Annotated in this window: 9 protein-coding genes; all 9 read left to right on the forward strand. The window is 58.9% G+C overall.

The annotated features are described in order from the left end of the window. Nucleotides 1-115 precede the first annotated feature (115 nt). The 9 genes from BM110_RS27080 to BM110_RS27120 all read left to right on the forward strand — a co-directional run bounded on the left by BM110_RS27080 (nucleotide 116) and on the right by BM110_RS27120 (nucleotide 15,402). Nucleotides 116-6,508 (forward strand): hypothetical protein, encoded by a 6,393-nt coding sequence (locus tag BM110_RS27080; RefSeq protein WP_093514487.1) that lies wholly within the window; start codon nucleotides 116-118, stop codon nucleotides 6,506-6,508. A 293-nt stretch (nucleotides 6,509-6,801) separates the two neighbouring features. Next, complete coding sequence (locus BM110_RS27085) at nucleotides 6,802-8,085, forward strand: ABC transporter substrate-binding protein (RefSeq protein WP_371858640.1); 1,284 nt, start codon at nucleotides 6,802-6,804, stop codon at nucleotides 8,083-8,085. Nucleotides 8,086-8,176: 91 nt separating this feature from the next. Further along, on the forward strand, nucleotides 8,177-9,067 hold the full coding sequence (locus tag BM110_RS27090) for a carbohydrate ABC transporter permease (protein ID WP_071490600.1): 891 nt from the start codon (nucleotides 8,177-8,179) through the stop codon (nucleotides 9,065-9,067). A 10-nt stretch (nucleotides 9,068-9,077) separates the two neighbouring features. Continuing rightward, the gene (locus BM110_RS27095; RefSeq protein ID WP_003173672.1) at nucleotides 9,078-9,908 is read left to right on the forward strand and encodes a carbohydrate ABC transporter permease; all 831 of its coding nucleotides are present in this window, start codon (nucleotides 9,078-9,080) and stop codon (nucleotides 9,906-9,908) included. A gap of 22 nt (nucleotides 9,909-9,930) precedes the next feature. Then, the gene (locus tag BM110_RS27100; RefSeq protein WP_093127661.1) at nucleotides 9,931-11,034 is read left to right on the forward strand and encodes an ABC transporter ATP-binding protein; all 1,104 of its coding nucleotides are present in this window, start codon (nucleotides 9,931-9,933) and stop codon (nucleotides 11,032-11,034) included. Between the two features lie 18 nt (nucleotides 11,035-11,052). After that, nucleotides 11,053-12,534, forward strand: coding sequence for a mannitol dehydrogenase family protein (locus BM110_RS27105; RefSeq protein ID WP_093514488.1), 1,482 nt, complete (start codon nucleotides 11,053-11,055; stop codon nucleotides 12,532-12,534). 78 nt (nucleotides 12,535-12,612) lie between these two features. Then, nucleotides 12,613-14,094 (forward strand): xylulokinase, encoded by a 1,482-nt coding sequence (gene xylB, locus BM110_RS27110; protein ID WP_093514489.1) that lies wholly within the window; start codon nucleotides 12,613-12,615, stop codon nucleotides 14,092-14,094. Nucleotides 14,095-14,106: 12 nt separating this feature from the next. Next, nucleotides 14,107-15,045, forward strand: a complete 939-nt coding sequence (locus tag BM110_RS27115; RefSeq protein WP_093514490.1) for a carbohydrate kinase family protein — start codon at nucleotides 14,107-14,109, stop codon at nucleotides 15,043-15,045. 87 nt (nucleotides 15,046-15,132) lie between these two features. Continuing rightward, the gene (locus BM110_RS27120; protein ID WP_092249050.1) at nucleotides 15,133-15,402 is read left to right on the forward strand and encodes a DUF2790 domain-containing protein; all 270 of its coding nucleotides are present in this window, start codon (nucleotides 15,133-15,135) and stop codon (nucleotides 15,400-15,402) included. Nucleotides 15,403-15,450: the final 48 nt, after the last annotated feature.

Here is a 15,450-nt window from a genome sequence, read left to right on the forward strand (position 1 = left end):
CTATAGGGGAATTCAAAAGGAACCTAACAGCGCTGGTTGCCACGTAAGAAAAGTGTCTTCCATTTTCCATTGCGCGGAATTTCCTGCCTATATCCGCTGCTGTTGAGGACTTCTTATGATCGGGCTTCCAGTCTCAAACCACCGCACAACCACTGCGCAGCGTGATAACCCGAAACCACCGGCTGGCCCGCTCCGCGTCTCGGTCACCTCCATCGTCATCGGACTTTTCGCTAACCCCATCGACCAACGCCAGACACCTTTCACCCCGCCGGTTGATCTGCCGGATCACACGCGTCAGCGCATTGAATCCTTGCTCAGATTCAGAGCGACAAAAGAACAATCAAGCCTGTTCGAGCAGATCAGGCAACACGTGATGAGTTCGCCTGATCCGCTGGCAGCTCCCGCAGTACGGGCAGAGGTCGAGAAACTTCTTGGTCAGCCAAGTGCGCTCGATCCGCAAAAAAACACCGACCAGTTGATTCAAGAAATCATTGATAGTCCCGTGCCCAGCGCGCCAAAAATTCGTCCTGTTTCTTCGCGCTTACGTCGAGATCTGCAGAACGCGCCCCCCAGCCAGGACACAGGCAACGCCTCGCTGCGCAAGTTCGCCGACACGTTGGTTGACAAGGCTGATGCGGAGTTGGCGATCAATACAGCCTACACCCTGATCAACGCGTTGCTTAACGATAAAGAGCTGGCTCTAAAAGGCACCCAATACACGGTTCACGTCGAGCCCGACTCCACTTTTGGCCTGGCCCTTGCCGAGCTGGATGATGCGCTTCGCTCGGAACCCTTCAAATCGTTTGCCCAAACCCATGACATCGATATTGAATCGTTGGTGATCGACCCCGCCGGGCGCCTCCTCCTGCAGCAGGAGGACCACGACATTGATATCAGCCAGTACGGCAAAGACAGTTTTTCAAAGGCAACATCGGCGGTTTTCAAAGCGGTCACAAAAGTGGCGGGCTCCAGTCGTGAACCTTTCAGATTTTTCGGGCGAGACCGGGCGTTTCCTGAGCTGATTACCAACTTCTATGGCATGCCACTGCCCCATGATTACTCCCGAAACTACAATGAGGATACGTTATTCAACATTGGGCAGTTGATTCGTGAGGGAACATTTCCTTCGCTACGTCATTCCGACCCGCTTTACGAGCAACAGTATGCCCCCGTCAAGCAACGTCAACAGCAAGCCAAGCAACAAATCGTCGATCTGCCAGCGGAGCAACTGGATCAACGCCTCGCTCGCTATGCGCCGTTGACCGCAGCCCAAAGGGTTCAGGAGGCCGACGAGGCGCTGGCATGGCAGTGCAGCGAGACGCTGCTGAAACAATTGCCAGCGCTGAATGGTGGAAATGACAATACGCCACCTATGCTCAATGAAGTGCCCGAGTACTCAACCTTCAACCAAGTTCGCCAGCAGCTTCTGAATGCGTTCACAAGCACCACTTTTACCGACTTTGCGCAGAAACAAGGCCTTGATCCCAAGACGGCCCGCATCAACCCCGACACAGGCACCCTGACCGCCAACGTGAAAGGCGTGGAAACCACGTTCACCCTGAACGATGTGTCAGAAAAGTGGAGTAATGTCTGGCTCGAGATAAAGCAGGCGGTGCAGCAGATGGCCGCAGGCTCTCATGCCAATGTGCACTACCCTGCTCCGCCCACCGCAACACTGAACGAGGTGATGCGTTTCTACAATGAGCAAATGCCCCCTCAGCCAGACACCCGACAACCCGACTGGAAAGAACACCAACTGAACACCTTGCTAAATCGTGGCTTAGCATTGGTTCAAAATCAAACCTTCAGCGCACTGGTCGACACCTCGTTGAACGATCCCCAGTCTGTCGCCGTACGGCAAAACCAGCAGGCCGTGACGCAAATGCTGGCCTCTACGCCGCTCTCCCCCTCGCCACTTGAAAAACTGGCCGCCGCCATCAAAGCCAGCCGGGCGGCGCTTGTGGAAGCTGAGGACACCCCCGAAGACCTTTTGGCGCGCGCCGAAGGTGAGCTTGCCACCACTGTTCATCGTGCAATGCTTGAACTGAAACTCGCCCCCGAACAAGCCGCATCGAAAATCATCCAACTGATACCGCCCAGCAGCCTGTTCGGTCAATGGCGGGCCTACCTGCACAAAGCCCTCAATAGCCAGGGTTTCAAGGCGTGGGCGCATGAGCAGAAGGTTGACCTGGCTTCCTTGCGTTATGACCCCACGGACAACGCGCTGGTTAGCAAGGTTGGGGCGCAAGAACAGCGTTTCACTGCCACCGCGTTCGCGCAAAAGTACCCCAATTACTTTGACGCGCTGGCGCCCGTGCTAACCGCAGCGCAGGCATTCGCGAATCAAACACAACCCATTGCACTGCTTCACGCCGAATCCAACGGTGCTCCCTACCAATGGGTGGCCAACTTTTATAGCCTCAGCGACACCCCCGGCAGCACGAGATTTGACCAACAGGCTGCCTTGATGGGCCGCACCCAACAATTTCCCAACCCACCTGATAACCCAGAAAACACAATGGGCTGGCTGGCCCGGCAAAACACCGCAGTGGGTGACAGCAACGACCGTTACAGACTGATCCAAGCCTTGGAAAACTGGACACCGGACAGCGGCTCCAGGCGCCTTGTGGTCGATCCAGACTCTTCCCATCAACCCAAGGGCGTGACAACGGTTGCCGAATTTATCTCGCACAACAACTGGTACCCAGTGTCATCAAAAGCAGACAACGACAATTTGCTGAAGGCCTTGCAGACGCGGGCTCCCCACTCTCCTCCGCTGGGCAATCGCTGGGGGTTCCTGTCGACGCCACTGCCGCTGAATGCCGCGCAACGCGATGAGCTGGTCGAAGAGGCGAAAAAAAGGATCGGCACCAATAACACGCTCCTCAATTACCTCAGCAGTAGGGTTACCAACCTCAGTACCGATCCTGAACAGGCACTGGAGCAACTGCTTACCTGCAGTGATGCGCTTGAACTCGCCACCGATCTGCAAACCCGCATTAAGGTGGCTGTAACCTCAACCAGCTTGAGGAAGTTGCTTTTGACGTACCTGATACTGGAAGTTGATCCAACGGCCGGCACTCAACACAAGACCATTGCCGGAGCCGATTTGACCGACAACGATAACGTTGGCCGCAGCACTCACCTCAGGCGCGAACGCTTCACGCAACACCTGATTGAGAACAAAGGCATCCCTCGTCACCTTGCACCGGCAGTTGCGCACTTGCTTCTACAAGGGGCGGCACCGCAATTACTGGTGAAGGATGTACCGAAACAAGTAACGCTCGGCTCGCCGGAGGATGTCGAGTTTACGACTGCGGTCAACCGGATCGAATGGACAGCGCCTGGCGCGACCGCAAACATGACGTACCCGGAAATCATGAGTCTTCATAACATCCGGCCTATCTCAGCACTGGAAGCGCAGATATACAGCTACGCGCAAATGAATCCGTTATTGGATTGGGCGGCCATCCATAACAACGTTGATAAGAACAACTACACCCTGGAGCAATTGAAAGACAGCCAGCAGAAACTCCAGGCAGCCACCCAGGCCACCGCCGAAGCCGTCCAGTGGCTGAGAACAGTTGAAGCGCCCAATAGAAGGGACATGGCACTGAAAGTACTAAGAGAACAGTTCGGCAGCCATATCGACTATGAAAAACGCTTTATGATTGAAAACGAACTCGCTGGTTTGATCAGCGGGAGACACTATAGCCTGGCAGAAATCTATGAAGCAGGCAGGCTGGATGAAAGCTGGGGGCAGGAAGGCAATCATGTGGATTTCGACAGCCTGCGTAAAAAGGCCGGGGAACCTGGCTTTCCAGTGATCAACGATGAATTCGACAAGGCTATAAAGGCGGATTTCAATCTTCGCAGGCGGCATACCACGACACTGTTCGAGAACATGCTCAACAAGCTGCCTGTCGAAGAGCGCAAGAGCCTGCTTTATGGCGACGTAGAGTTTTTGAACGTTGAAGGCGCCGGCAGCGGCATGGTGATCACGTCGATCTACAACGGGGCCAGAAGAGATTTTGCGGTTTACCCGACGTGGGGCCAGATTGTAAGAATTGCCGACATTGATCCGGATACCCCCCTAGGCCAAAAAGTCAGCCTGGAAATCGATGCCGAGGCTTTCAAGACCGGCACTGAACCTAAATCGGGGGTTAAATCAGAAGTCGTTTTGAGAGCCACCGATCAACGCCTCCTGGATGACAATAACGAACCCTGGCCGTTACCGGTGTCCTTCCCTGCCCACCAGGAAAATGACGCGTTCTCCCCCCATTATGTGGCTGGAAGACTATCGAAATTGGCCAAAGTGATGGTCGACTCCACATACCTGTACAAATCCGACTTTGTCGACCTTCACCGTAATTGGTCCAGCAATACACTTGAAACGGCCACGCAACCCCGTGACTTCTTCAAGGCCATATGGCACTCCTTGCCCGGCACCAGCAGCTTGGAAGACCTTTATCACGGCCAATTCCTGAAAGCAGGCGTAGACCTTGGCATTGATGTCGCGATCCTTGTTGCCACAGAGGGCGCCAGCAATTTGTGGGGCTTGGCCAAATCTGCTGCATCTTGGGCGGCTGCCAAGGTATCCGCGGGGTTTATCGAGAAGTTTGGCGTTAAAGAGGTTGAAGCAATTGAGCTCAAGGACTTCACGGCTGCCACTACCACGCAATCAATCCGCTCGTTGAGCCGGCTTCAGGATGGCCAGCTAACTGAGCAGACAGCTGACATGGCCAATGGCAGCGTGTGGCTTTCCGGGGCTCAGGACCGGGCCAACATCACCGCCATACGCCAGGGCAATGAGTGGTATGCCTACGACGCAAAGACCATGGCCGCTTATGGTCCTGCGCTTGAGGGTTTTGTGTCTGACACATCCTCGGTCCTGAAACAAGAAACCTTTTCCGACGGCACAAAAGCCCTGGTCACCGAAAAGCCTTTGGCCGCAGATGCCTATACCGTCACGCGCACCCATGGCTTCGACTTGATCAACGAGGGCAAGGTTTACCGCTACGACTCTCGCCAACCAGGCTTGCTACGAGACCTGGAGTCAGCCGACCACTACACGCCGCTGGAAAGCTTTGAAGCCTGGTGCCCAGCCCCCAGTATCGGCGGCCGCGTCAAGCGCGGTGCCAACGACGTCTGTTTTACCAAGTTCATCGAGGAGGTATCCGGCGAATTGAAGCAGGAACTTCAGGCGCTTGAGCACGTGCGCCTGTTTCCCTCAGCGCCGAAGTTCCTGCGCAAGGGCCAGTTTGTGATTTTCGAACGCCGCCGCTGGAAAATGGTCGACGGCGAAAGGGGGCCAAAATTGCATCCGGTGCCTGGGACCAAGCCCATCGTCTACAAATCAAAAATCACCGGCACACTCAAAAATGAACCCGAATTCGGCTTTTTCAGCGCACAACACAGTGAGGGGCTGGAGCGAGAAACACGCGTGGTCAAGCTCAACCGCATCACTGATGCTGTCGACGATAAACGTGAACTGCGTGGGGTGATCGTTAACGACAAGGCACACGGCAGTACCGCCAAATACCTGGTGATCGAGGCGGATACCGCCGAGTTCTACTACGCACGATTGGAGGAGACACCCGGCAGCCAGCTGACGTTCAATAAATGCACGCGTAGGGAGCTGCCGATGGTGAGGGCTTACCGGAACAAATTCAGCATCCGTCAAGGTGCTGCCAACTTACCGTTTGATGCCAATTTCATTGCGCTGCCAAAATTGAAATTTGCCTTTGAAGATCTGGAGCGCACGGGCTACTTGAAAGAGGACATCGATGAGTTAAAAGCAATGTGCAAGAATCTGACGGATGAACAGCAACGCGAGGTTGTCTATCAGCTACAGCGGGCCAAAGCGATTGATAAAGCGGATATTGCCTTGCAACCCAACCAGGTTACCGCGCTGGACCATCCCGCCAACTTCACATCGTGGACCGCTGAACAGCAAAACAAATTCTACGCACAACAAGCGCAAGACAGCGTGAACCGTTCCATGAAAGCCACCGGCCTGGGGCCTGCTAACCAAATGCACTCAAAAGCGGACCTGGCCCGCACTGAGGCCGCAGATATGACGATTAACTGGTTGCGCAACACCGTACCGCCTGGGGCGTTGAACCATCCAAACCTGATTGTGAAGTCCGGGGCTGGAAACTGTGGGGAAATGGCTTTGCTATCCGAAAACATCATCGAAAAAAGCGGAGGAAAGGCCCAAACATGGTATGTGGAAGGAGGCGACCACGTATTCACAGTTGTCGGCGGACCGGCCTCGAGAGGTAAAGCCACCATTGATTTTTCACAATCCGAATGGAAAGACGCCTGGATCGTCGACCCCTGGGCCGAAATTTCATGCAGGGCATCCGAGTACACCGAGTCAGTGAAGAAGAAGATGGCCGAGTGGGACGCAAAAGGCCTGAAAATTCACACCCGTGGCCAATGGCGCAAGCCTGTGGACCCACAGTGGATCAAAGAGCTGACCACGCATGAAAAAAGAGCCTATTAAGTCGTAGCATCGTAACCTGCGAAGACCTGGCCCCACCGCGCTATTCAGGGCGCCAGGTTTTCGGATGCCCGCCGGCGTCAAGCCCCCACCTGAACTCAAGTGCAAAAAAGTATCAGTCCTAGTGCTCCCAAGGATTTGTCACATCGCCGTTTCAAGGCTGTAATCGACGCACACTCTTCCTGACTCCTTGTAGGAAGACACAACAACAATAACTGTCCTTCCGTAGCCCCCTGGGCATGGAAATGGAGTGCGCGATGAAGTTCACAGCAAAAGCACTGCTCGTCTCTACCTGCATGACCACCTGCATGACCCTCAGCGCCGTCAGCTTTGGCGCGCAGACCCTGACCATTGCCACCGTCAACAACAGCGACATGATCCGCATGCAAAAGCTCTCGAAAACCTTCGAGGCCGAGCATCCGGAGATCAAGCTGAACTGGGTGGTGCTCGAAGAAAACGTACTGCGCCAGCGCCTGACCACCGACATCGCCACCCAGGGTGGGCAGTTCGATGTATTGACCATCGGCATGTACGAAGCTGCACTGTGGGGCGCCAAGGGTTGGCTGGAGCCGATGAAGGATCTGCCGGCGTCCTACGACCTCGACGATGTCTTCCCTTCAGTACGTGACGGTTTGTCCGTCAAAGGCTCGCTGTACGCCCTGCCGTTCTACGCCGAAAGCTCGATCACCTATTACCGCACCGATCTGTTCAAGGACGCCGGGCTGACCATGCCCGAGCACCCGACCTGGACCCAGATCGGCGAATTCGCCAGCAAACTCACCGACAAGAGCAAAGAGCAATACGGCCTGTGCCTGCGCGGCAAAGCCGGTTGGGGCGAGAACATGGCGCTGATCACCACCCTGGCCAACGGCTACGGAGCGCGCTGGTTCGATGAGAAATGGCAGCCGGAATTCAACGGCCCTGAATGGAAGGACGCACTGAACTTCTACGTCGACAACATGAAGAAATCCGGCCCGCCGGGCGCTTCCAGCAACGGTTTCAACGAAAACCTGGCGCTGTTCAACAGCGGCAAGTGCGCGATCTGGGTGGATGCCAGCGTGGCCGGCTCGTTCGTCACCGACAAGACCCAGAGCAAAGTGGCTGACCATGTCGGCTTCACCTTTGCCCCTCATGAAAAGACCGACAAAGGTACGTCGTGGCTGTACTCCTGGAGCCTGGCGATCCCGACCAGTTCCAAGGCGAAGGACGCCGCCAAGGTGTTCACCAGCTGGGCCACCTCCAAGGAATATGGTGCCTTGGTCGCCAAGACCGACGGCGTCGCCAACGTACCGCCAGGCACGCGCAAGTCGACCTACAGCGACGAGTACATGAAAGCCGCACCGTTTGCCAAGGTGACGCTGGAATCGTTGAAAGTCGCGGACCCGACCAAACCGACGCTCAAGCCGGTGCCGTATATCGGTATCCAGTTGGTGACCATTCCTGAGTTCCAGGCGATTGGCACCCAGGTCGGCAAGTTCTTCTCGGGCGCGCTGACCGGTCAGCAGACAGTGGATCAAGCCTTGACCGCCGCGCAGACCACCACCGAGCGTGAGATGAAGCGGGCGGGTTACCCCAAATAACCCAGCCCCACCCACAGTCAAATGTGGGAGGGGGCAAGCCCCCACCCACATTGACCGCGCTCCGATTCGTATCTGACTGGTCTTGACCCTAATGAATACACCCGCCAAAAACCGCCTGGCTAACCCCGGCTGGTTCCTCGTCAGCCCCTCGGTGGCCTTGCTGCTGCTGTGGATGATCGTGCCGCTGGGCATGACCCTGTACTTTTCGCTGATCCGCTACAACCTGCTCTACCCCGGTGAAAACGAGTTCGTGGGGTTGGAAAATTTCGCTTACTTCGTGACCGACTCGGGCTTCCTGCCCGGCGCCACCAATACCCTGTTGCTGGTGGGCAGCGTGCTGCTGATCAGTGTGGTGTTCGGTGTGTTGATCAGTGCCCTGCTCGAAGCCAGTGAGTTTTTCGGTCGTGGCCTGGTGCGGGTGCTGCTGATCTCGCCGTTCTTCATCATGCCTACCGTCGGCGCGCTGATCTGGAAGAACCTGATTTTCCACCCGGTGTCGGGGATTCTCGCTGCCGTGTGGAAGCTGTTCGGTGCCGAGCCGGTGGACTGGCTGGCGCACTACCCGTTGCTGTCGATCATCATCATCGTGTCGTGGCAATGGCTGCCCTTTGCGATCCTGCTGCTGATGACCGCCATGCAGTCCCTCGACCAGGAACAAAAGGAAGCTGCGCGCCTGGACGGTGCCGGCGCCATCGCGATCTTCTGGCACCTGACCCTGCCCCACCTGGCCCGGCCGATTGCCGTGGTGGTGATGATCGAAACGATCTTCCTGCTCTCGGTGTTCGCCGAAATCTTCACCACCACCAACGGTGGCCCCGGTTACGCCTCGACCAACCTCGCGTACCTGATCTACAACCAGGCGCTGGTGCAGTTCGACGTGGGCATGGCCTCGGCCGGCGGCTTGATTGCCGTGGTCATCGCCAATATCGCGGCGATCATCCTGGTGCGGATGATCGGCAAAAACCTGACTGACAAGCCTTGAGGGCCGCGCCATGACGCTTCAACAATCCCGCCGCCTGCAAAGCCTGTTGCTCGGCACCCTGGCCTGGGCCATCGCGATCCTGATTTTCTTCCCGATCTTCTGGATGGTGCTGACCAGCTTCAAGACCGAGATCGACGCGTTCGCCACGCCGCCGCAGTTCATCTTCACGCCGACGCTGGAGAACTACCTGCACATCAACGAGCGCAGCAACTACTTCAGTTATGCGTGGAACTCGGTGCTGATCTCCTTCAGCGCCACCGCCCTGTGCCTGCTGATCTCGGTGCCGGCCGCCTACTCCATGGCGTTCTACGAAACCCAGCGCACCAAAGGCACGCTGCTGTGGATGCTGTCGACCAAGATGCTGCCGCCGGTGGGCGTGCTGATGCCGATCTACCTGCTGGCCAAGAGCTTCGGCCTGCTGGATACACGCATCGCGCTGATCATCATCTACACCCTGATCAACCTGCCGATCGTGGTCTGGATGGTTTACACCTACTTCAAGGACATCCCCAAGGACATCCTCGAAGCCGCCCGCCTGGATGGCGCCACCCTATGGCAGGAAATGGTCCGTGTACTGCTGCCGATTGCCAAGGGTGGCCTGGCGTCAACCGTGTTGCTGTCGCTGATCCTGTGCTGGAACGAGGCGTTCTGGTCGCTGAACCTGACCTCGTCCGCCGCCGCGCCGCTGACCGCGCTGATCGCCTCCTACTCCAGCCCCGAAGGGCTGTTCTGGGCCAAATTGTCCGCCGTGTCGACCCTGGCCTGCGCGCCGATCCTGATCTTTGGCTGGATCAGCCAGAAACAGCTGGTGCGCGGTCTGTCCTTCGGCGCCGTTAAATAATAATTCCTAGCGGAGGCCCATCATGGCCAACCTGAAAATCAAGAATCTGCAAAAAGGCTTCGAAGGCTTTTCCATCATCAAGGGCATCGACCTGGAAGTGAACGACAAGGAATTCGTGGTGTTCGTCGGCCCCTCGGGCTGCGGTAAATCCACGCTGCTGCGCCTGATCGCCGGCCTGGAAGAAGTCAGCGAAGGCACCATCGAGCTGGACGGGCGCGACATCACCGAAGTGACCCCGGCCAAGCGCGACCTGGCCATGGTTTTCCAGACCTATGCGCTCTACCCGCACATGAGCGTGCGCAAGAACATGTCGTTTGCCCTCGACCTGGCCGGTGTCGACAAGAAACTGGTGGAAAGCAAAGTCAGCGAAGCGGCGCGCATCCTGGAACTTGGGCCATTGCTGGAGCGCAAGCCCAAGCAACTGTCTGGCGGCCAGCGCCAGCGTGTGGCCATTGGCCGGGCGATTGTGCGTAACCCGAAGATCTTCCTGTTCGACGAACCGCTGTCCAACCTCGACGCCGCCCTGCGCGTGCAGATGCGCCTGGAACTGGCGCGGCTGCATAAAGAACTGCAAGCGACCATGATCTACGTGACCCACGACCAGGTCGAAGCCATGACCCTGGCCGACAAAGTGGTAGTACTCAACAGTGGCCGTATCGAGCAGGTCGGCTCGCCGCTGGAGCTGTACCACCAGCCGGCCAACCTGTTTGTGGCGGGTTTCCTCGGCACGCCGAAGATGGGCTTCCTCAAAGGCAAGGTAACCCGCGTCGAAGGCCAGGGCTGTGAAGTGCAACTGGATGCCGGCACCACCATCAGCCTGCCGTTGAGCAGCGCCACCCTGAGCGCCGGCAGCGCGGTGACCCTGGGCATTCGCCCGGAGCACCTGGAAATCGCCACGCCCGGCCAAACCACCCTGACCGTCACCGCCGACGTCGGCGAGCGCCTGGGCAGCGACACCTTCTGCCACGTCATCACCGCCAATGGCGAACCGCTGACCATGCGCATCCGTGGCGACATGGCCAGCCAGTACGGCGAGACGCTGCACCTGCACCTGGACCCGGCGCACTGCCATCTGTTCGACACCGATGGCGTGGCCGTGGCCCGCCCACTGCGCGCTGCCGCCTGATTTCGCGAGATTGAGCTGATGAAACTGAATAAACACAACCTCACCCAGCTGGCACCGCAAGTGAAGCTGCCCACCTATGCCATCGCCAGCACCACCCAGGGCATCGCCCATATCGGCGTCGGCGGTTTTCACCGTGCGCACCAGGCGTATTACACCGATGCGCTGATGAACACTGGCGAAGGGTTGGACTGGAGCATCTGCGGCGTCGGCCTGCGTGCCGAGGACCGCAAGGCCCGCGACGACCTGGCGGGCCAGGACTACCTGTTCACCCTGTACGAACTGGGCGACACCGACGACACCGAGGTGCGGGTGATCGGCTCGATCAGCGACATGCTGCTGGCCGAAGACGGCGCCCAGGCGCTGATCGACAAACTGGCCGACCCGGCCATTCGCATCGTCTCACTGACCATCACCGAAGGCGGCTACTGCATCGACGACAGCAACGGCGAGTTCATGGCCCACCTGCCGCAGATCCGCCACGACCTGGCGCACCCGAGCGCACCGAAAACCGTGTTCGGCTTTATCTGCGCCGCGTTGACCCAGCGCCGCGCCGCCGGCACCCCGGCGTTTACCGTGATGTCCTGCGATAACCTGCCGCACAACGGCGCGGTGACGCGCAAGGCGCTGCTGGCGTTCGCGGCGCTGCACAATGCCGAGTTGCACGACTGGATCAAGGCCAATGTGAGCTTCCCGAATGCCATGGTCGACCGCATCACACCGATGACCAGCACCGCCCACCGCCTGCAATTGCATGACGAGCACGGTATCGACGACGCCTGGCCGGTGGTGTGCGAACCCTTTGTGCAGTGGGTGCTGGAAGACAAGTTCGTCAACGGTCGCCCGGCCTGGGAAAAGGTCGGTGTGCAATTCACCGACGACGTCACGCCCTATGAAGAAATGAAGATCGGCCTGCTCAACGGCAGCCACCTGGCGTTGACCTACCTGGGCTTTCTCAAGGGTTATCGGTTTGTGCACGAGACCATGAATGACCCGCTGTTCGTGGCCTACATGCGCGCCTATATGGACCTGGACGTCACGCCGAACCTGGCGCCGGTGCCGGGCATCGACCTGACGCAATACAAGCAGACATTGGTCGAGCGCTTCTCCAACCAGGCGATTGCCGATCAACTGGAGCGCGTGTGTTCGGATGGCTCGTCGAAGTTTCCCAAGTTCACCGTGCCGACCATCAATCGGTTGATTGCCGATGGGCGCGAGACGGAGCGTGCGGCGCTGGTGGTAGCGGCCTGGGCGTTGTACCTGAAAGGCGTGGATGAACATGGCGTGAGCTACAAGATCCCCGACCCGCGTGCCGAGTTCTGCCAGGGACTGGTGAGTGACGATGCACTGATCAGCAAGCGCCTGCTGGGGGTGGAAGAGATTTTTGGCACGGCTATTCCCAAGTCGGCCGAGTTTGTGGCAGCGTTCGAACGGTGTTATGCAAGCTTGCGTGATCACGGCGTGACCGAAACCCTGAAGCACCTCCTGAAGAAACCGACTTGAACATGTGGGAGGGGGCTTGCCCCCTTGCACATTGGAATGCATTGCCAACTCGAACAATAAACTGCTGAGCACACCCTCATGACCCAGCAAAACCTGTTTCTCGGCATCGACTGCGGCACCCAGGGCACCAAGGCCATCGTTCTCGACGCCTCCAGCGGCAAGGTACTCGGCCTCGGCGCTGCGGCGCACACCCTGATCAGCGGCGCCAATGGCCGCCGCGAACAGCACACCCAGGAATGGCTGGGCGCCTTCACCGAGGCCACCCACCGCGCCCTGCAACAGGCCGGCGTGGACGGCCAGGATATCCTCGGTATCGGCGTGTCCGGCCAGCAACATGGCCTGGTGCTGCTGGATGAACACGGTGAGGTATTGCGCCCGGCCAAGCTGTGGTGCGACACCGAAACCACGCCTGAAAACGAGCGCCTGCTGGCCTATCTGGGCGGTGAGAACGGCTCGCTGGAACGCCTCGGCGTGGCGATTGCACCAGGTTATACCGTGTCCAAGCTACTGTGGACCCGCGAACAGCACCCGGACCTGTTTGCACGCATTGCGCATATCCTGTTGCCCCACGACTACCTCAACTACTGGCTCACCGGCCGCGCCGTCGCCGAGTATGGCGATGCGTCCGGCACCGGCTACTTCAATGTGCGCAGCCGTGAATGGGATGTGGATCTGCTCAAGCACATCGATCCCAGCGGCCGCCTTGAAGCGGCGCTGCCGGCGTTGATCGATGCGAATCAAGGCGTCGGCACGATCCTGCCGGCCATCGCCGAACGCCTGGGCATCAACCCCAACGCCATCGTGTCCAGCGGCGGCGGCGATAACATGATGGGCGCCATTGGCACCGGTAATATCGCGACCGGCGTGATCACCATGAGCCTGGGTTCATCGGGCACCGTGTATGCATTTGCCGACCAACCCAACGTCAGCCCCCAGGCTTCGGTCGCGACGTTTTGCTCATCCAGCGGCGGCTGGTTGCCATTGATCTGCACCATGAACCTGACCAACGCCACCGGGGTCATGCGCGAGCTGTTCGACCTCGACCTGGCCGCGTTCAACACCCTGGTCGATCAGGCGCCCATCGGCGCCGACGGCCTGAGCATGCTGCCATTCCTCAACGGTGAGCGTGTACCCGCCCTGCCCCACGCCACCGGCAGCCTGCACGGCCTGACCATGACCAACCTGACCCGCGCGAACCTGTGCCGCGCCGTGGTCGAAGGCACCACCTTCGGCCTGCGCTACGGCCTCGACCTGCTGCGCGAGACCGGCCTGCAAAGCCAGAGCATCCGCCTGATCGGCGGCGGCTCGAAGAGCCCGGTGTGGCGGCAGATGGTGGCCGACATCATGAACACCGAGGTGGTCTGCACCGAACAAAGCGAAGCCGCGGCCCTGGGCGCAGCGATCCAGGCGGCGTGGTGCCAGTCCGGCGAAGCGCTGGCCAGCCTGTGCGACAAATGCGTCAGCGTCGACCCCGCCAGCCGGACCCTGCCGGTGGCGGCCAGCGTAGGCGCCTACCAGCAGGCTTACGAGCGCTATCAACAACTCGTGGCAACCCTTTAAGAGCGAACGACTATGTATCTGGTGTGTGGTGAAGCGCTGTTTGATTTCTTCAGCGAGGAAGACGCCAGCGGGCAGGCTTCCAAGGTCAACTACAAGGCGATTGCCGGCGGTTCGCCGTTCAACGTGGCGGTAGGCCTGCGCCGCCTGGGTATCGAGGCCGGGTTGTTCAGCGGCTTGTCCACCGACTTCCTTGGCCGCCGCTTATTGCAGGTGCTCAAGGATGAAGGCGTGAGCGAGCAGTTCCTGGTGGAGTTCGCCGCACCGACCACCCTGTCGATGGTCGCCGTGGGTGCCGATGGCTCACCGCAGTACAACTTCCGAGGCGAAGGCTGCGCCGACCGCCTGCTGGAAGTCGCCCACCTGCCCGCGTTGGGGGCTGACATTCGCGGCCTGCATATCGGCTCGTTTTCCCTGGTGGTGCAGCCGATTGGCGACACCCTGCTGAACCTGGTCAAGCGTGAAAGCGGCAAGCGCCTGATCAGCCTCGACCCCAACGTGCGCCTCAACCCGCAGCCGGATATCCAGCTGTGGCGCGACCGCGTGGCGGAGCTGGTCAAGCATGCCGACCTGATCAAGGTCAGCGACGAAGACCTGCACCTGCTCTACCCGGACCAGTCACCGGAAAGCGTGCTGCAGGGCTGGCTGCAACACCGTTGCCAATTGGTGTTCCTCACCCGTGGCGGCGACGGTGCCAGTGTGTTCAGCCGCCAGCACGGCAACTGGTCGCAACCGGCAGTCAAGGTGGTGATGGCCGACACGGTGGGGGCCGGCGACACCTTCCAGGCGGCGTTGATTGCCTGGCTGACCGAGCAGCAGCTTGACTCGGTAGAGGGCCTGCAACAGCTCACGCGGGCACAGATCGACGTCATGCTGGGCTTTGCCATTCGCGCCGCGGCGATGACCTGCGGCAAGACCGGGCCGGACCTGCCCTATCGTCATCAGCTTGGATGAAGCTTTTGTCAGCCAGGCAAACTTTAATCGATGGTTAATCCCGCAAGCCGAGAGTGAAGTTGTACCCACTTGTTGCGGAGAAACACCATGAAACTGCGCACGTTGATGCTCGGTGCCACCCTTGCACTGGCGGCTGCGTCTGGCCTGGCCCAGGCCGACGATCAAACAGCCGCCGTCAAACCCGTGCCTTACCACTACGGCCTGCCGATGAATATCGACAAGGTGCTGGCCATGAACGAAACCCCGACCGATGAGTGCAAGGTCATCAAGGCGGATATCAAGTTCCTGGATAAAGCAGGCAAGGTGGAAGACGTGAGCTATCGGAAGATGTCCGAAGCCTGCGACTTCCAGAACTGAGGCGTTGAAACAATAGAGCCAGGCCCGCACTAATAGGCGTACGCTTGC

It is taken from the genome of Pseudomonas sp. NFPP28, assembly GCF_900115535.1.
In the GTDB taxonomy this organism is placed as follows: Bacteria; Pseudomonadota; Gammaproteobacteria; order Pseudomonadales; family Pseudomonadaceae; genus Aquipseudomonas; species Aquipseudomonas extremorientalis.